Annotated in this window: 15 protein-coding genes, 7 tRNA genes and 1 pseudogene; all 23 read right to left on the minus strand. The window is 55.2% G+C overall.

Annotation, left to right across the window (positions count from 1 at the left end; genetic code table 11):
* Positions 1-5: 5 nt before the first annotated feature.
* The 23 genes and pseudogenes from sufB to FYJ35_RS01495 all read right to left on the minus strand — a co-directional run bounded on the left by sufB (position 6) and on the right by FYJ35_RS01495 (position 16881).
* Positions 6-1412, minus strand: coding sequence for a Fe-S cluster assembly protein SufB (gene sufB / locus FYJ35_RS01385; RefSeq protein WP_154522056.1), 1407 nt, complete (start codon positions 1410-1412; stop codon positions 6-8).
* Position 1413: 1 nt separating this feature from the next.
* Positions 1414-2157 (minus strand): Fe-S cluster assembly ATPase SufC, encoded by a 744-nt coding sequence (gene sufC / locus FYJ35_RS01390; protein WP_154522059.1) that lies wholly within the window; start codon positions 2155-2157, stop codon positions 1414-1416.
* Positions 2158-2378: 221 nt separating this feature from the next.
* Positions 2379-2999 carry a rhomboid family intramembrane serine protease gene (locus FYJ35_RS01395; RefSeq protein WP_154522062.1) on the minus strand — a complete coding sequence of 207 codons (621 nt, stop codon included), beginning with the start codon at positions 2997-2999 and terminating at the stop codon, positions 2379-2381.
* Between the two features lie 88 nt (positions 3000-3087).
* Positions 3088-3636, minus strand: a complete 549-nt coding sequence (locus FYJ35_RS01400; protein ID WP_154522065.1) for a CYTH domain-containing protein — start codon at positions 3634-3636, stop codon at positions 3088-3090.
* Positions 3637-3682: 46 nt separating this feature from the next.
* Entirely contained in the window at positions 3683-4258 is a 576-nt protein-coding gene (locus FYJ35_RS01405; RefSeq protein WP_154522068.1) for a manganese efflux pump MntP, read from the minus strand.
* A gap of 145 nt (positions 4259-4403) precedes the next feature.
* Positions 4404-4483: transfer RNA gene (locus FYJ35_RS01410), tRNA-Leu, on the minus strand.
* A gap of 65 nt (positions 4484-4548) precedes the next feature.
* A tRNA-Lys gene (locus FYJ35_RS01415) sits at positions 4549-4621 on the minus strand.
* Positions 4622-4648: 27 nt separating this feature from the next.
* Positions 4649-4720, minus strand: a tRNA-Gln gene (locus tag FYJ35_RS01420).
* Between the two features lie 9 nt (positions 4721-4729).
* A tRNA-His gene (locus FYJ35_RS01425) sits at positions 4730-4803 on the minus strand.
* A 26-nt stretch (positions 4804-4829) separates the two neighbouring features.
* Positions 4830-4903: transfer RNA gene (locus tag FYJ35_RS01430), tRNA-Arg, on the minus strand.
* Between the two features lie 4 nt (positions 4904-4907).
* Positions 4908-4978: transfer RNA gene (locus FYJ35_RS01435), tRNA-Gly, on the minus strand.
* Between the two features lie 36 nt (positions 4979-5014).
* Positions 5015-5089, minus strand: a tRNA-Pro gene (locus FYJ35_RS01440).
* Positions 5090-5200: 111 nt separating this feature from the next.
* Positions 5201-5689, minus strand: coding sequence for a metallophosphoesterase (locus FYJ35_RS01445; protein ID WP_154522071.1), 489 nt, complete (start codon positions 5687-5689; stop codon positions 5201-5203).
* Between the two features lie 71 nt (positions 5690-5760).
* Entirely contained in the window at positions 5761-6582 is an 822-nt protein-coding gene (locus FYJ35_RS01450) for a non-canonical purine NTP pyrophosphatase (protein WP_331469087.1), read from the minus strand.
* A gap of 84 nt (positions 6583-6666) precedes the next feature.
* Positions 6667-8124, minus strand: coding sequence for a lectin like domain-containing protein (locus tag FYJ35_RS01455; RefSeq protein ID WP_154522074.1), 1458 nt, complete (start codon positions 8122-8124; stop codon positions 6667-6669).
* Between the two features lie 170 nt (positions 8125-8294).
* A pseudogene (locus tag FYJ35_RS01460) lies at positions 8295-9437 on the minus strand (THUMP domain-containing class I SAM-dependent RNA methyltransferase); the annotation flags it as partial.
* A 264-nt stretch (positions 9438-9701) separates the two neighbouring features.
* Complete coding sequence (locus FYJ35_RS01465) at positions 9702-9920, minus strand: PspC domain-containing protein (RefSeq protein ID WP_154522080.1); 219 nt, start codon at positions 9918-9920, stop codon at positions 9702-9704.
* A gap of 259 nt (positions 9921-10179) precedes the next feature.
* Positions 10180-11616 carry a sensor histidine kinase gene (locus FYJ35_RS01470; protein WP_154522083.1) on the minus strand — a complete coding sequence of 479 codons (1437 nt, stop codon included), beginning with the start codon at positions 11614-11616 and terminating at the stop codon, positions 10180-10182.
* Positions 11613-12320, minus strand: coding sequence for a response regulator transcription factor (locus FYJ35_RS01475; protein WP_321048453.1), 708 nt, complete (start codon positions 12318-12320; stop codon positions 11613-11615). The genes FYJ35_RS01470 and FYJ35_RS01475 overlap by 4 nt, the downstream gene beginning before the upstream one ends.
* Positions 12321-12413: 93 nt before the next feature.
* Complete coding sequence (locus FYJ35_RS01480) at positions 12414-12638, minus strand: acyl carrier protein (protein WP_154522089.1); 225 nt, start codon at positions 12636-12638, stop codon at positions 12414-12416.
* Positions 12639-12669: 31 nt separating this feature from the next.
* A complete protein-coding gene (locus FYJ35_RS01485; protein ID WP_154522092.1) occupies positions 12670-13872 on the minus strand; it encodes an alanine racemase in 1203 nt (400 codons plus the stop codon).
* On the minus strand, positions 13869-15521 hold the full coding sequence (locus FYJ35_RS01490) for an amino acid adenylation domain-containing protein (protein WP_154522095.1): 1653 nt from the start codon (positions 15519-15521) through the stop codon (positions 13869-13871). Before FYJ35_RS01490 ends, FYJ35_RS01485 begins: the two co-directional genes overlap by 4 nt.
* 112 nt (positions 15522-15633) lie before the next feature.
* Positions 15634-16881: a hypothetical protein gene (locus FYJ35_RS01495; RefSeq protein WP_154522098.1), complete on the minus strand. Its 1248-nt coding sequence runs from the start codon at positions 16879-16881 to the stop codon at positions 15634-15636.
* Positions 16882-16892: the final 11 nt, after the last annotated feature.

The raw sequence follows: 16892 nt of genomic DNA on the forward strand, positions 1-16892 counted from the left end.
GTGCCTCAGCCGTTGGTGCCCTTCATCTCAAGACGGATCAGATTGTTCATCTCCACCGCATACTCAAGAGGAAGCTCCTTGCCGACGTTATCGGCAAAACCCGAGACAATCAGTGCCCTGGCATCATCCTCCGGAAGGCCGCGGCTCATCAGGTAGAAGACCGCCTCATCGGAAATGCGTCCGATCTTTGCTTCATGCCCGACATCTGCCTGCTGCGTCTTCACATCCATCGCCGGGATCGTGTCCGATCTCGACTCGGAATCCAGCATCAGAGACTGGCAGGAGGTCGAGGACTTGCTGTTCTTCGCCTGCGGGTTGATGACAACTGCACTGCGGAACGTTGAGATGCCGCCGCTTTTGCTGATGGAGCGGGTATTCACGACAGAGGTTGTATCCGGCGCATTGTGAACCACCTTGCAGCCGGTGTCAAGATTCTGCCCCTTCCCGGCGAAGGTCACCCCTGTGAATTCGGAGCTTGCCCCTCTGCCCGCCAGAACGCTCATCGGATAGAGATAGGAGACATGGGAACCGAAGGAACCGGACACCCACTCAATCTTGCCGCCCTCCTCCACCTTTGCACGCTTTGTGTTCAGGTTGTACATATTCTTCGACCAGTTCTCGATGGTCGAATAACGAAGTGTCGAATTCTTTCCGACAAACAACTCCACACAGCCTGCATGCAGATTGGCCACGTTATACTTCGGTGCTGAGCACCCTTCAATGAAATGAAGGTACGCATTGTCCTCTACGATGATCAATGTGTGCTCAAACTGCCCGGCCCCCTTGGCGTTGAGCCGGAAATAAGACTGGAGCGGAATCTCCAGATGCACGCCCTCCGGGACATACACAAAAGAGCCGCCCGACCAGACTGCACCGTGCAGGGCTGCAAACTTATGATCTGTCGGCGGAACCAGCTTCATGAAATGATCCCGGATCATGTCCGCATACGGGCCATGCAGCGCGCTTTCGATGTCCGAGTAGACAACGCCCAGCTTCTCGGCGAAGTCCTGAACATTGTGGTAAACCAGCTCAGAGTCGTACTGAGCGCCAACGCCCGCAAGAGACTTCCGTTCCGCCTGCGGAATGCCAAGGCGCTCGAAGGTATCCTTGATCTCCTCCGGCACGCTGTCCCAGTCGTTCGCCATCTTTGTGTTCGGGCGGACATAGGTCGCGATGTTCTTCATATTCAGTCCTTCAATGGAAGGACCCCAGTCCGGCATCTGGGTGTGATTGTAGATTTCCAGAGACTTCATGCGGAAATCATGCATCCACTGAGGGTCATTTTTCTCTTTGGATATCTGCTCGACAATCTCCGGGGACAGGCCTTCCTCGATGCGGTATGCGTCCTTCTCTTCATACCGGAAGTCATACATGCTCCGGTCAATGTCGGCAACATATGTTTTCTCTGCCATCTCACTTTTCCTCAAACCGCTCAAATCCACGCTCGTTAATCTCGTCCACCAGCTCTGCGCCGCCGTCCTCGACGATGTGTCCGTTCACCAGGACATGCGTTGCGTCGACATGGAGGGCCTCCAGGATTCTGGTTGAATGGGTGATGATCAGCAGCGCGCCATCCTTGTCCTTCTGGTACTCCTTGACGCCATTCGATACGGTGCGCACAGCATCGACATCCAGGCCGGAGTCTGTTTCATCCAGAATTGCCAGCGACGGCTTGAGCATCAGCATCTGGAGAATCTCCGCCTTCTTCTTCTCCCCGCCGGAGAAGCCGACATTCAGGTCACGGTCTGCGTAGGACGGGTCCATATCCAGGACCTTCAGTTTCTGGTCGATCTCTTTTTTGAAATCCCACAGCCGGATCCGCTTGCCCGTGCGCTGCTCCAGCGCCGTGCGGATGAAGTTTGAAAGCGACACGCCCGGAACCTCGATGGGGTTCTGGAACGACATGAACAGTCCTTCCTTCGCCCGGTCGCAGACGGACTCCTCCAGAATATTTTTTCCATTGAAAATGACGGTCCCGGAAGTGATCTTGTACTGAGGATTGCCCATCAGTGCATTCCCGAGAGTGGACTTGCCTGCGCCATTGGGGCCCATCAGGACATGGGTCTCGCCGCGGCCGACTTTCAGGTTCAGATCGTGAAGAATCTCGTTGTCATCGACGCTGACACTGAGGTTCTGAATGTTCAGTAATGGTTCCATGGCTTATTCCTTCCTTTATGCTCTTTGGGGCTAGATCATATCCCAGTAAATTACTGTGATTTCAAACAACGTGATTATAATATGGGATGTCCCGAAATGCAACACCCCTCGACTCTCGTGTGTGTTTTTTTCCGTACACAGCCGCTTCAGACTCGTCCCGCATGCTGTATAGAGGCCGGCATGCATTGATTTCTCCCGCTGCAACGTTCCGGCAGGTATGTTCAGCGCGCCGCATAAAGCATCACCTGTGTCAGAACAAGACCGCTCAGGGCACCGCCGATGTGGGCCTGCCAGGCAATCCCCGGTGCGAAGTTGATCGCAAGGTTGATCAGGATCGTCACCAGAATGCTTCTGACATTTCCGCCGTATGTCCAGACCAGGAGCGCGTATGAAAACATCAGACCATAAAGCCCTCCGGAGAGGCCGACGGAATACCGGGTCTTTGAAATCGCCAGCTCCAGCAGGCTTCCGCCGATGACAGAACCGCCCAGAATAACGGCAAACCAGAGATGACCGTACGCCTCCTCCAGTGCCGAGAGCGCATAGAGCGAATAAAGGTTCACCGCGATATGCCAGCCCTCGATGTGCGTAAATCCCACAGTAAACAGCCGCCAGAACTGGCCGCTTCTGATCCGGTCTCTGTCATAGCACCCGCAGGAAACAGCTCTCTCCAGCAGACCGTTTCTGTTTCCTCCGCCTCTCTTCCCGAACCGGATGATCAGAAAGACAACGATGCAGATTACGCCCGTCAGAACACTGACGGGCCGCTGATACAGAACCGGATTCAGGAGCGGCTGCTGTGCGGACGCTGCACCGCTGTAGACTGTCAGAATTCCCGTCATACATCTTCCTTTCAAAAAGTGGCTGCGGCAGAGGAATCGCTTCCACCGGGGCACAAAGGTTCAATGGGGCAATACAGTTCAAGGGCGTTCAGCGGACAGAAAGACTGACGTTTGTGCCGGCTGCCTCTCTGGTCTCTTCCCAGTAGGCGCCCATTGAGCCCCCCGGCTGTCCCGTCACCTCATCAGACAAATAGTCTCCGAGACCAGCCGCTTCCGGCTTCCAGCTCTTTGCCTGTTCCACGCTGTCAAACTCAACCTCCGCATACCAGAATTCGGTCGGGAGCCCCTGGTCTACCTGGTTGACCTCCAGGGACAGCCCACCCGAAAGCCTGTACATCCTCCGGGTTTTCTCAATGAGCGGTTTCCCGATCATTGCTTCGATCTCGCCAAACTTTTCCTTTGGAATCTCCATCTCGATCTCTGTTCGGGCCAGCCCATCGTCCGTCGAGGCTGATTTCAGACAAAGGATATAAGCCGTCCTGCCCTGCTCTCCCGGTTTTACCGGAAGGTCTGTTTCCTCACGGATCCGGACCGTCGGGCGGACTGTGACATACCCCTGGCGCATCCGCTGCTGTCTGATCAGCTCAAGCCCTGCAGGCGGCCAGCTTTGCACCATCCATTTTCTTTCGATTTCCATATTATCCTCCTCTGCTGATACCGGCATCTTCGTTATCCTGCTCCGGTCATCGGATGCCGCTGATAAACACTTCCAGCCCGATTGCGATCAGAATCACACCACCCAGGACAGACGCCCCGGACGACAGCTTCATACCGACCCTCTTTCCGATCGCAAGCCCCGCGATACAGATGCCTTCCGTCACAGCCGCGATGATCAGCGCACACAGACAGGCTTCGAGTGCATGAAAGTCCGATATGGTAAAACCGATGGACAGCGCATCAATAGAGGTCGCGACTCCCTGCATCAGCAAATCACAGTGCGTCACACAGACTCCTTCCTCCGGCGTCTTGTTCCGAATGCCCTCGATCAGCATCTTTCCTCCGATCCAGCCTAATAGCCCCAGCGCAATCCAGGGAATAAATGGCTGAAAGGCGCGGAAGAAGGTGAGCAGCTGATGAACGCAAAACCAGCCGGCCATCGGCATCGCAAACTGAAAAAAGGCGTAGACGCCTGCAATCTTCACCATGCGTCCCGCCTTCATATTCGGCTCCCTGAGTCCGTTCGCGCAGGACACCGAAAAGGCATCCATGGCCAGTCCCGCTCCCAGCAGTATGCTGTTCAGAAAAAAGGATCGTCCCATCTGTTTTCCCTCCTGTCTCCGCATCTGTCCGCCGGTGCTGCCCGCTGCCGGGGCATTCCGCCGCCTTCATCTTGCGCTCCGCACTCGATGATGAGCGGTCGCCTTTACAAGAAAACATCCGGGCTTGGCAGTCCGGATGTTTTTATGCAGCTGACAGGACTTGAACCTGCACGGTCTCCCACTGGAACCTAAATCCAGCGCGTCTGCCAATTCCGCCACAGCTGCGTACAAGCGGGCTCTGATCTCCCGCTTTTACAACAAAAGCCGCCACAGCTTTGTGACGGCTCACATGAGGCATGGGGGATTCGAACCCCCGACAACTTGATTAAAAGTCAAGTGCTCTACCACCTGAGCTAATACCCCGTATATAAAAAATGGCTCTCGGCCAAGCTGGGCTAACCGGATTCGGACCGGTGAATGCAGGAGTCAAAGTCCTGTGCCTTACCGCTTGGCGATAGCCCACTAGGTAAGGGTGGGTACAGGGATTCGAACCCTGGGCCTCCAGAGCCACAATCTGGCGCGCTAACCAACTGCGCTATACCCACCATATACTGGAGCATCTCACTCCGCACGAGCCTGAAGGGATTCGAACCCCCGACCCACGGCTTAGAAGGCCGTTGCTCTATCCAGCTGAGCTACAGACTCAAAAAGCGGGTGATGGGAATCGAACCCACGTATCCAGCTTGGAAGGCTGGTGTTCTACCATTGAACTACACCCGCATCAAACATGAAAATGAGTTTTCAGTGCCTGTTAAATCGGGGTGACAAGATTCGAACTTGCGACTTCCTGCTCCCAAAGCAGGCGCTCTAGCCAAACTGAGCCACACCCCGAAAGCTTGGGAATACCGGAACCTCGCTCATCCGCTGCCTCATTCCCTCAGGCACGTTCGTAATTATATTATTGCGTGATGCCTTTGTCAACCCCGAAATCATAATTTTCGATTAAAGATACCTCAGCTCTGCCACCGGACGCCGGTCTGCCTCCAGTTCCAACACCAGGTAGCTCGGGCGCCCGTTCTCCTGTCTGGGGCTGGATATGCTTCCCGGATTCAAGATCAGAACCGCCGGATCCGTCTCTTCAAGCAGCGGCTTGTGTGTGTGGCCAAACAAGGCAATGTCGCACTGGTTCCGAATGGCCTCATCATGAAGCTCCTCCGTGCCGAACCGGACATAAAAATCATGCCCGTGCGTCAGAAGGAGCCTGTGCCCTCCAAGCTCTACAATCTGCTCTCTCGGGAAATATCCGTCCATGTCACAGTTTCCCTCCACCATATAGGCCGGACACCGCACACCGCTCCCGCGCAGAAACTGTGCCATCGTCTCCTGTGCATCCCCAAGGTGGATCAGGGCGTCCATTGTTTTCTCTCTCCGGACAGCCTCCGCTGCGTTGTAGTCCCATCCGTGACTGTCGCTCATCACAAGAATTTTCATCAGTCAGGCCTTTCTCAAAGAAACCATGCGTAATCATATATGAGTGGCAAAAGGTACTTTCTGCCCTTATATCATAGAATAGCGACCAGATAGTCATGCATGGCCGTGAAGGCTTTACCGCGGTGGCTGATTGCGTTTTTCTCCTCCGGCAGAAGCTCTGCGGACGTTTTCCCCAGCTGCGGCAGGTAAAAGATCGGGTCATAGCCAAAACCGTGTGATCCAGCCGGGGCATACGCAATCCGGCCTTCCATCCGGCCTACGATGGTTTTCACCGTTCCATCCGGCCACGCACAGGTGCAGGCGCAGACAAACCTTGCCGATCTGAGCCGGCCCGGCTTTCCATTCTCATCCGCTCCCGGACGATCATTCAGCGTTTCAGGAGTCTGCTTCTCTCCTGCTGTCCAACTTTCCAGAAACTCTGCTCCCTCCATCGCCGCAAGAGCTCCGCCGGCTGCCTCATACCCGCGGCAGAAGTCATTGACCCGGCTGATCAGCGTTCTGTTTTTCAGATCATAGGAGGTATCCTCTCCCATATATCTGGCAGACCAGATGCCCGGCTCCCCTCTGAGACAGTCAATCACCAGTCCGGAATCATCCGCAATCGCCATCTCTCCCGAGGCCTTTGCGACAGTGAGTGCCTTGATCGCAGAATTCTCCGCAAATGATCTTCCGTTCTCCACTATCTCTACCCGGATACCGGCTTCCTTCATGGAAACGATCTCGACATCCACATCAGAGAGAATCTCCCTGATCTCAATCATCTTGTTTCTGTTGCCTGTCGCAACAATCATTTTCCCTGCCATCGTTTTCTCCTGTGTCATGCTGCAGCTGCCTCCGCCCTGCACACTGCCTTCTGTATCCTGGCCGTTCCCGCCATTTCCTCCGTACATCATGTTTCCGCCGTCTGAAGCTTTCGGGCGCTTTTCCCGAAGCTTTCAGGCGCTTCATCTGAAACCTTCGGGCGCTGACTGTCCCGATCAGCTCTGTCCTGCATCTGAAGTATACAGCTTCAGACAGACATTCGTCCTGTACGCCGTCTGCGTCCGCTCCCAGCTAGTCCCATCCTCGCTGATGTAGGACTCCCGTCCATCCAGCGATACAGTGTCCGTATACCTGTCTTTCCGGGTCTCAACAGCAACCGGTCTTCCGGTCCCCGGCGTGTCCACAAAAACGATAACCGCGAACCTCTCCCCGGCCGGCAGACTCAGCGGCTGACTCAGCCGAAGTGTGTAAAACCCCGGGCTCTCGATCCAGCCGCATCCAAGCGGGATGCCGCTCTTTCCGGAAGCTGCCTCTGAAAGACTGTCTGTTCCGCTGAAGTTCTCAACAAGGACCATTCTCCAGGCTGTGGCCGGTCCGACCGCGTAAAGGCCGGCCGCCTCAAGAACCTGCGGGCTTTCCGTCTCGAAAACACCGGCAAACCAGGCGCTGTCATTCCCATATCCCTGCCTCGCCTGCCACCCCAGGCTGTCTGTCTCAAGCACACGGGCTGCATCCCCTGCCGCCCTGACATCCGTATAGGCGATGCCGCCCTTCCGGAACACGTTGGCATCCTCATAGGAGACATAGAAGATCCCGTTTCTGCCGAACCCAGCCCCCCAGCTGTTCTGACAGATCCAGGCACCGTCATGCGCAGGCTGCTTCCGGAAATTATTTTTCGAATACGTGTCATCCCAGCCAAGAACCAGAACATCGTGATTCAGAGGCTCGGTCACCGGGTCATAGTAGCTGCAGGTTTCCTCATTATAATAGAAAGAGCGGCTCCGGTCTGTCCGCGTTCTATCCATCGACAGAGACGTCTGAACCGCGCCGAACCGGTAAATCATATGGCGGATCCGGTCGGCAGACATTCCCTCCAGCAGCCTCATTTCTCCCACGTGAACCGCCGCCTTCAGCCCCTGCGGAGAGCGGCCGTCCCCGTAGGGATCCTCCTCTTCTGTGACAGGCCCCTTGAAATCCGCCATGTAGGACATGATCATGCTGTAGTCGCCGCCCTCATCCTGTTCGATGTCGAATCCATTCTGAAGAGAAATATGGTCCGCTGACAAAACTAGGTGCGTCTGCGGCAGGAGTGCCGACTCGACTGCCTCCGCTGCCGTCAGCGCCCAGCAGGTTCCCAGGCTCCCCTGGTCCCTGACAGTCGGCTTTTTTCCGTAGTCCGCCCAGCTGAATGTCTTTGGAAGCGGTGAATCGGCTTTGGCTTGTGAAAAGTCTGCCGCAAAGGCGGCTGTGCTTCCCTTTCCGAAGTCCGCTCCCGGTCTTCCATAGAGCAGCGTATCCGGCTTCAGGAAATCCAGATTCTCTGAAAGACCGCCGGTCTGTTCCTCCGCCCCAAGGGATGAACTGCAAACATGATCAGCGATTGTTTGCTGCTCTGCAGATACAAAGGAGACAGCAAGGACCGCAGCCAGAAAAACCGTCGGTATCCCCCCCACTGCTGCCTGCCCGGGCCTCCTCACGGATTCTTCCTCTTTACCTGATTTCTGAGGGTTTCTGCCTGCCGCCGTCCTGCTCTTTCACCGGAAGAACGCTTCTTCTTTGCGATCACGTTTTTCTTTTCCGGCACCGCTTGATTCCCTTCAGATTCAACAGAGACGCCGGTATGGCTGCGGAAGGAGGGCTTCGGCCCCATGAACTGGTAGTAGTAGGTCCGTATCATTCCATTGTAGATCTTTCGGTTCCTGTCCGCCTTCCGTCCGATATACCGTTCCGCATCCTCATAGGAGGTGATCACGTATTCAGACCAGCAGTCAAGCCCCCGGAACGCCTCGCCGATCTGCCTGTACAGTGTCGGAAGCGCCTCCTTGTCCTCCAGCCGCTCTCCGTACGGCGGATTTGTGATCACAAAGCCATACTTCTTCGGATGGCGGAGCTCGCTGACCGGCCGCTGCTGAAAATGAATCAGATGATCCACGCCTGCATTTCTGGCATTCTCCCTTGCCGCCCGGATGATCTCCCCGTCGATGTCATAGCCCTGGATATCGGTCTGCACCTGATCGTCGATCAGGTCATTCGCCTCGTCGACCGCCTCGTACCAGGCCTTCCTCGGAATCAGGTTCCCCCAGCTCTCCGCAAGGAAATCGCGATTCATCCCAGGCGCGATATGGGCTGCCATCATGGCTGCCTCAATCGGGATCGTCCCGGAGCCGCAGAACGGGTCGACAAGCGGTCTGTCCGCCTTCCACGGCGTCAGCATGATCAAAGCAGCCGCAAGATTCTCCGCGATCGGCGCCTTTGCCGTCAAAAGACGGTACCCCCTTTTGTGCAGAGAATCACCCGTCGTGTCCATGCAGACCGCCACCTCATCCTTCATGATTGTCACGCGGATCGGATAGTCTGCCCCATTCTCCGGAAAATGGCTCAGCCCGTATACGCTGCCAAGCCTGTCGACCATGGCCTTCTTCATGACAGACTGAATATCCCTTGGAGAGAACAGCTTTGACTTGATTCCGGTCGCCTTTGCAACCCAGAACCTGCCATCCTTCGGGATATACTGTTCCCAGGGAATCGCCTTGGTGCCCTGAAACAGGTCCTCAAACGATTCTGCATGAAAACCGCCGACTTTCAGAAGAATGCGCTCCGGTGTCCGGAGAAACACATTCGCCCTGCATATGGCTGCCGCATCTCCTTCGAATGTCACTCTTCCGTCCTCGACGAGCGTAATCGGATATCCAAGATCCTGGATCTCTCTCTTCAGAACCGCCTCTAATCCGAAATGGCAGGGGGCAATCAGGTTATATTTTTTCATTCAACTCTCTTTTCCACAGGATTTTTGATTAGGGGTTGCTTTTTTAAACATCACATACTATAATGAAGCGGTAAAAGGACTACCCTTAATGGTTCTTTTACAAACCCCTTATTAATTATTTATACTCCCCTTGAAAAGCCGGCAGCTCCCCTGCCGGCTTTTCTCTTGCCTTTGATGTTCCCGGAAACTGTCTCCACTCTCGTCCTCGACGTTCCCGGGACCTGTCTTATGCCGCCGGTCTGAGGCAGCGCGCTTCACGCGCCGTCAGGTTTCGTCCTTCCCGTCCTCATTATCCGATTCGCCAGCCGGCTTCGGCATGATGATGGCCATGGCAATGTAAAGCAGAATGCCGGAGCCACCAGCCAGAGTAAACAGCACGAACAGGATCCGGACGATGGTTGCATCTACTCCAAAGAACTCGGCGATCCCGCCGCAGACACCACAGATTTTGTTATCCTTTGAAGATCTGCGCAGTTTTTTCATAGCCTTCCTCTCCTCTCTTATCAGGCTCATGCCTGATCTGCCTGTCCGGCAGCGATTCTTTCCGATCTGCCGGCAGCTTTGTGACAGTCGGCATGATGTCTTTCAGCTCACTGTCCGGCAACGATTCTTTCCGATCTGCCGGCAGCGGCTGCTGATGCTGCTGACATCATACTACAAAATCCTGCTTCTGTGCGAAACGAATCCGGTTGTGCTACGGAAAAAGCGTGGATGGCGCACCATTTCATGAGCAGCCGGCCAGCTACCTGCGTCCCCGCCCGAACGTAATCGTAAAAGCGACGCCCTGAGCCGTATTATCCACCCGGATCCTCCATCCGTGCTGAGCCACAATCTCATGGACAAGCGCCAGGCCGATTCCCGTCCCGCCCCGCTTTCCTATGTAGAACCGGTCAAATATGTGGCGCTTCTCCTCTTCGTCCAGAATATCTCCGTCGTTGACAATCCGGAGAAAATTCTTCCCGCAGGAGATGTCGATGCGGCTCTCCGCATACTTCACAGCATTCGAAATGAGGTTCATTACAACCCGCCCTAGCTGATCCGGATCTGCCTGCACCTTAACCTGTTCGAGATTTATCGATACGTCAAGACCACGCTTTCTGATCTCATATTCAAGCGCCATCAGGCAGTCATTGATGATGTCCGGCAGAATCACACTCTCCATGTGCAGCTTCGTCTGGCTGCTTTCCAGCCTGGACAAGGCCAGAATCTCCTCCACCAGGTCCCGCATCTTGTCTGTCTCAGTGAGAATAACCCGGGAGGCCTTTTTCGGATCATCGATGACCCCGTTCCCGATCCCCTCCGCATAGCCCTGGATTGACATCAGCGGTGTCTTCAGCTCGTGAGACGCGTTCTCAAAAAACTGCTTCTGCTTTTCCTGCTCCAGCTCCAGGCTGATCCCCATCCGGACACCCAGAAAAACCGATACCACAGCACAGATGATCATGACCAGCAACTCTGCCTGCTCGACAAGATGAACCAGATGACGCTGGGATGTAATGTCGACGTACAGAATCCATTTATACTTTCCGTCATCGGACAGGTAATGGTCCTGCATCTTCAGAACATAATAGCTCTTCTTCCCAACGGATATCTCCCGGATGACCCCGTCCGGAAATGGATGCACCCTGCACCAGTTTGCCAGCTTTTTTTCATTTTCCGTCACATAGAACTCTGTCCGGTACTGCTGGTCCACCAGGATACTGACCGCAACGTTAAACCCTTCATCATCACTCTCAAAGCCGGAGGAGGGCAGCAGCGACGCCGAATCCGAGGATTCCTCCGTGCTTTCCGTTTCAGTTTCCTCCCCATGCCCGGCTTCCCAGGAGGCATCCTCCGAGACAGATGTATCCGGAACCGCCGCAAAGACCTGCGCTGTGTCCGACGATGCTTCCGTCCCTGCCCCGGCTTCACCGGAGCGCTCGCTCTCCGTCTCTGACCCTAAATACAGATTCTCCAGAGAGTAGGTCTGTTCCAGCTCCTTCAGTGCTCTGATTGAGCTCTCGCGGATATTCCGGTTCATCAGCAGATGAAAAACGACGAGGATCACGATGAAAAACACCGCCAGTATCCCCGTCGACATATACGCAATCCGGACTGTTCTCTTTCCAAGGTGGCGGCTTGCATGCTTTAAGATTGATTTCCTGCGATTTGATATGTCTCCGGCAGGACGATTCTTCATATGTCTCCTTCTCCCAGCCGGTACCCATACCCCCAGATCGCATTGATCCGGACCCTGGAGCCGGCTGCGCTCAGTTTCTTCCGCACGCGCCGGACGGTCTCGTCCGCTACCCTCGTCTCGATATCCGGTCCGATCCCCCAGACATCCCGGAGCAGCTTTTCCCTTGACAGTGCCCTGTCGCTGTTCTCGATCAGGTACCGGAACAACGCACGCTCCGTAATCGTCAGCCCCGCGTCACGGCCATTGACCAGGACAAGCTGGCTGTTTTCATCCAGCGTGACATCCCCGAACGAAAGTGGTTTTTCCCCCTTCTGAGACTGGCGCTCCATGTCGACGCGGCGCAGAAGCGCGCGTACCCTCATGACAAAGATCGATGGCCGGAACGGTTTGATGATATAGTCATCCCCGCCCATGGAAAGACCGGTGATATAATCCAGCTCGCTCTCTCTGGCTGTCAGAATGACAATCGGCACCTTCGAAAGTCCCCGGATTTTCCTGCAGATCGTCAGTCCGTCTGTCCCCGGCATCATAATGTCAAGGACCACAAGATCGCAGCGCTGTTTCTGGAACTGCGCAAACAGACTGTCCCCGTCTGAGAATACCCGTACATCGAACCCCGCCTGCGTCAGGTATGTGTCAATCAGTGTCCGGATGTTTTCCTCATCATCCGCCGCATAGATCACCTTCCGGTTTTCCTCCGCCACTGTCCGCCCTCCTGTTTCCGGAGCCTGTTTCAGGAGCCTGCCTTCTTTGTGAAAGAATGAGGGCAGGTCTCCAACGGTTCTGCACGTCTTTGCTCAGCCCTGCAGGCGCCCGATCATCTTCCACATGCTGTCAGCAGAATTGAAGTTTGCCGGGACAAGCTCGGTCGGCGTGACTTCGATGTCAAATTCATCCTCCAGCGTGGATACAAGCTCCAGCACCTGCATAGAATCAAGCAGCCCATCGTCAATCAGATGCTTCTCGTTCTCATAATCAATGTCCGGGTCGATATCTCTCAGAATTGCCAGCAGTTTCTCCATGATATTCCTCCTTCGTAACAGTCCTTCAATGTCATTCAATGTTTTTCAGTTCAGCCGCGCCGCAGTTCAGCCCGTCTGTCGGGAGAAGCCCCCGCAGTCTGCGAAGCCCTTCCTTCTCAGACCATGTCCACATACCGGGCAGGTCCCTGCTCAGGAAAGTCAGCATCCCCTCAGTAGGAGCATACGCCCCGCAGCGCCCGAATACAAGATGATCTCCGATATCGAGCTCCCCAAACTGCGCGCTCCTGAGCAGGACATCGTTCATCGAGCAGAGTGAACCGAAAACCGACCACTCCTGCTTCCTCTCCGGCTTCTCCAGGCAGTAGACAGGCGGGATCTTCATTCCCATCATCTGCCCGTACCAGCTCACCTGGTGGATGCCGCCGTCCACAATCGCAAACCGGTGTCCTCCCCGGCGCTTGACATCCGCGACCGCTGTCACGTATATCCCGCTTGTTGCCGCAATTCGTCTCCCGAATTCAAGCGTGACCTCTCCCTGGTACGCCATCGCCTGCAGCTTGTCCGAAAGCGCCTCGAGATCCTTTTTCTCCCGGCTTCTCATGGTTTCCTCATCCGAGAAATAGTCGACCGCCATCCCGCTTCCAAACTCGAGGCGCATTGGCTCAAATCCATACGCAGCCTTCCAGTCCTGCAGACAGCCGTCGATCATGTCCAGCTCTTCGGTCGTCCGCCCGATGTTCTTCTTCTGCGTTCCGGAGAAGTAATGAATGCCATAGACACGGGCACTCTTTCCATGCTTCCCGGCGAGGATCTCCTCGATCTCACTTTTGTCCATTCCGAACTGGCTGCCGTCCGTGAGCCTCGGCATCACGCGGATGTCCTCTCCGGTCTGCTCCGCAAACTGTTCCAGGACCTCCCACTGCATCAGAGATTCGGCCGTGTAGGTGATCCGGCTCCCATGCCGCTTCAGTGCCCCAAGAAGGTCATCCTTTCCCTTGTTGACGCCGGACAGCACAATCTTTTCCTCCGGAACCTTTTTCCGCTCGCAGATCCGCAGCTCTCCAAATGAGCAGGCCTCCACATAGTCCGCCGCTTTTCCAAGCGCCTCCGTCAGGTACGGATTGGCCTTGATCGAGAAGCAGACTTTCACGCGCTCCGGAAACACCTCATGCATCCGTCTGATCTCCCCGGCTGCCTCATCTGTATCAAAGATATAGAAGGGTGTCTGTGCCATCCGCAGCGCTTCTGAAATCTTCTCCGCTGTCAGTGTCATACCTTATGTTCCTCCTTTGCGCCCTCGCCAAGCTGCTCGAGCACCCTCCTGCGATCCATTTTCCCGTGATCTGTCAGCGGAATCTCCTGGACATGATGGAACCTTGACGGAACCATGTACTGCGGAAGAAGCTTCAGAAGCTCTCCCTTGAGCGCTCTGGGCTCAGCCTGTCCGCAGTAGCAGGCCTCCAGCCTGTTCTTCTCCCGGTTGAATACACAAAAGCCGCGCTCGACACCATGTGCCGTGTTGAGTGCACCCTCCACCTCCTCCAGCTCAATCCGGTGACCGAACAGCTTGATCTGGAAATCGGCTCTCCCTGAGAAGCAGAGCTGTCCGTCTTCCCTGTAATATCCCAGATCCCCCGTCCTGTACATCTGCTCCGGGAACCTTGTCTCCAGCGGGCTTTGGCAGAAAGCCTTTCTGGTTGCTTCCGGGGCATTCAGGTAGCCGAGCGCCAGGCAGCTTCCAGACACACAGATCTCTCCGCTTCTTCCGCTCTCTGTGATCCTGCGCCCCTTCTCGTCCAGCAGAAAAACCTTCTCGTTCGGAAATGGAACACCGATCGGCAGAGGCTTTCCGCTCAGGGCGTCTGCAACGCCAGGCACCCTGTAATAGGTACAGTTGCAGGTGATCTCACTCGGTCCGTACAGATTGACAAACTCAGCATCCGGATACTGCTCCATCCAGGCCCTCAGGAAGCGCTCCGGCATCACCTCTCCCGAGAACAGAACCCGTCTGATCGAGGACGGAACCTTGTAGGTAAACCCTTTGAACTGGACAACCAGGCATAGGGCTGAAACCGCCCAGGTCAGCGTCGTGACTTTCTTTTCATCCAGATAATCCAGCAAGTTCGTGATGACGGTGAAATACTTCCTCGGGATCAGGACAAGCTCCGCGCCGGTCTTCAGGGAGGAGTAAATGTCCTTCACCGATACGTCGAAATCAAACGGAGCCTGATTGCCGATTACATCATCCTTCGTGATATGGAACAGCTCCGGAAAATAATTCATGAAGTCGATCACACTCCTGTGGCTGACCAGGACGCCCTTCGGCGTTCCCGTTGAGCCGGAGGTGAAATTGCAGTAAAGCGGGTCTGTGTCCGTCTGACGCGCTCTGACTGCATCTAAAGCCGCGCTGTCCGCTTCTGTGGATAACGCTTTTGCTATATCCAGAAACCGGAGACGGGCTCTGTTTCTCCCGCTGTTCCGGACACATCCGGACTCAGCACATTCTGACTCAGTATCCCCGGGCTGAACTGCGCCGGATTCTCCGTCCTCCGTCCCTGCACGATCGTTCTCCTCCGGACAGAATGTCTGCGCAGCCTCGCCGGGTCTGTCCGTCAGAACAATGGAAAGTCCGGATGTCTCAACCATCTTCCGCAGCCGAAGCGTTCCCTGCTCGGTATTGAGAAAGACAGAAAAGCAGCCTGCATAGACGATCCCAAGCATCGCCGCATAGGCGTCCTTCGACTTGCTCATATAGATGCCGACCGGCTGCCCCGGCGACGTATACCTAGCCAGATACGTTCCTGCCTGCCTTGCCTTTTCCAAAAGACCGGCAAAGGTCAGGCTCCCCTCCGGGTCGGTCACAGCCCGCTTTTCAGGGAAGCGTTCTGCTGTCTGTTCCAGATATTCCAGTACATTCTTCATCGGGTATCCCCTTCCTTATTCTGAATCTGCCGCCTGAAACCATCATGGCAGGTGTCTGTCTGTGCGAGACACACATCGCTCCGCAGGTGGTCTGTTCTCCTCACCAGACCGCCTACAGCGTATCTGCCTCTGCCGGATCAGCATACGAGGTCTCCGTCACCTCCGGTAAGTCCAGTGCCCTTTCGGTCTCTTTCTGCTTTTTCTTCGTATATCGGCGCGCCTCCTTCAACAGCGCGCTTCCGCTTGTCGCCTCATCCTTCGGCAGGTTCTTCAGTACTACATCATAAGAATCGACAAACATCGATGAAGGATCGTCTGAACTCAGGATTTTTGCCAGCACCCTGGTCTGCCTGTCTCCCAGACTTCCCATCATGTGACCGTCCAGGTCCACATAATCCATATCGGTCCGGTCCAGGTACTCCTTCTTCAAATAATTCATGTCGTAGAACTCCACGCCCTCCTTTTTGCAGAGGTCCGTGTAATACTTGTTGGCGGCATTCTCATTCTCACGGAGCAGTCTGTATGGAGGCAGTGCCGAGTAAAAGCACACCAGCCGGATTCCCTTCGACCTGCAGAATTCCGCCATCTTGTGGAAATACTCGACATTCTCCGGCACGATCTTACCAACCTTGAACTTCACAGGCTTATACAGCGTATCCATGTGAAGGGAATAGGAATGTCCGTAGCGAAATCCTCTTCCCCTGTACTCATAGTTGGCGCCCAGGTACAGGGCCTTCATGATCATCGGGATCGTCTCCTCGCCATGATGCCAGTAGGACGGCCTCAGCCTGACATAGGCTGCTCCCGGGATCTGGCTGGCATTGCGCGGCGCCAGCCTGTAGTCCGCGATAAAATTCGGAAATGGCTGTGTCAGCATCTCCTTGAAAAAGTAGTCCAGGCGGTTTTTCGGATCACTCCCTGCAAAGAAGATGCTGGTATCATTGCCGAGCGAAATGCCAGGAATCCGCCAGTAGGTCGGATCAATCTCATAGAGAATGGTTTTCGGCTGGTTATGGTAGCAGACCTCCCGCATCAAATAGTATATGTCCTTGACCGGCATAATCCGGCGGGAGCAATTGTAGGAGGTCGTCCCGAGTTCCTCGTCCAGCACTGCCGGGTCGACCGCCGTCTCTCCATGGGAGTCCCCGACGACAATCGTGTCGTAGTTTGTCTCCCCCTGAACCTCGCGAAGCTCCGCCTTGAGGATCGAGGGCTGTGTCAGGATGAAGGAGAAAAAGAGGATCCAGACAATGTTCAGAGCAATCAGGCACCCCGCCTTTCCAAGCCTTGTCTGCGGTTCCCACCTTTCCTTCCTCTGTTTTTTCTTTCGTCTGTTCTGCTTCGAATGTCTTATATTCATGTTCACTGTGC

It is taken from the genome of Porcincola intestinalis (assembly GCF_009696445.1).
GTDB classification, from domain to species: Bacteria; Bacillota; Clostridia; order Lachnospirales; family Lachnospiraceae; genus Porcincola; species Porcincola intestinalis.

What these genes read in the sequence shown, in the direction of transcription:
- sufB (WP_154522056.1), bottom strand. Translation starts at nt 1,412, where the DNA reads ATGGCAGAGAAAACATATGTTGCCGACATTGACCGGAGCATGTATGAC.
- FYJ35_RS01485 (WP_154522092.1), bottom strand. Translation starts at nt 13,872, where the DNA reads ATGACACTGACAGCGGAGAAGATTTCAGAAGCGCTGCGGATGGCACAG.
- sufC (WP_154522059.1), bottom strand. Translation starts at nt 2,157, where the DNA reads ATGGAACCATTACTGAACATTCAGAACCTCAGTGTCAGCGTCGATGAC.
- FYJ35_RS01450 (WP_331469087.1), bottom strand. Translation starts at nt 6,582, where the DNA reads ATGATGTACGGAGGAAATGGCGGGAACGGCCAGGATACAGAAGGCAGT.
- FYJ35_RS01495 (WP_154522098.1), bottom strand. Translation starts at nt 16,881, where the DNA reads ATGAATATAAGACATTCGAAGCAGAACAGACGAAAGAAAAAACAGAGG.
- FYJ35_RS01470 (WP_154522083.1), bottom strand. Translation starts at nt 11,616, where the DNA reads ATGAAGAATCGTCCTGCCGGAGACATATCAAATCGCAGGAAATCAATC.
- FYJ35_RS01405 (WP_154522068.1), bottom strand. Translation starts at nt 4,258, where the DNA reads ATGGGACGATCCTTTTTTCTGAACAGCATACTGCTGGGAGCGGGACTG.
- FYJ35_RS01480 (WP_154522089.1), bottom strand. Translation starts at nt 12,638, where the DNA reads ATGGAGAAACTGCTGGCAATTCTGAGAGATATCGACCCGGACATTGAT.
- FYJ35_RS01445 (WP_154522071.1), bottom strand. Translation starts at nt 5,689, where the DNA reads ATGAAAATTCTTGTGATGAGCGACAGTCACGGATGGGACTACAACGCA.
- FYJ35_RS01490 (WP_154522095.1), bottom strand. Translation starts at nt 15,521, where the DNA reads ATGAAGAATGTACTGGAATATCTGGAACAGACAGCAGAACGCTTCCCT.
- FYJ35_RS01465 (WP_154522080.1), bottom strand. Translation starts at nt 9,920, where the DNA reads ATGAAAAAACTGCGCAGATCTTCAAAGGATAACAAAATCTGTGGTGTC.
- FYJ35_RS01400 (WP_154522065.1), bottom strand. Translation starts at nt 3,636, where the DNA reads ATGGAAATCGAAAGAAAATGGATGGTGCAAAGCTGGCCGCCTGCAGGG.
- FYJ35_RS01395 (WP_154522062.1), bottom strand. Translation starts at nt 2,999, where the DNA reads ATGACGGGAATTCTGACAGTCTACAGCGGTGCAGCGTCCGCACAGCAG.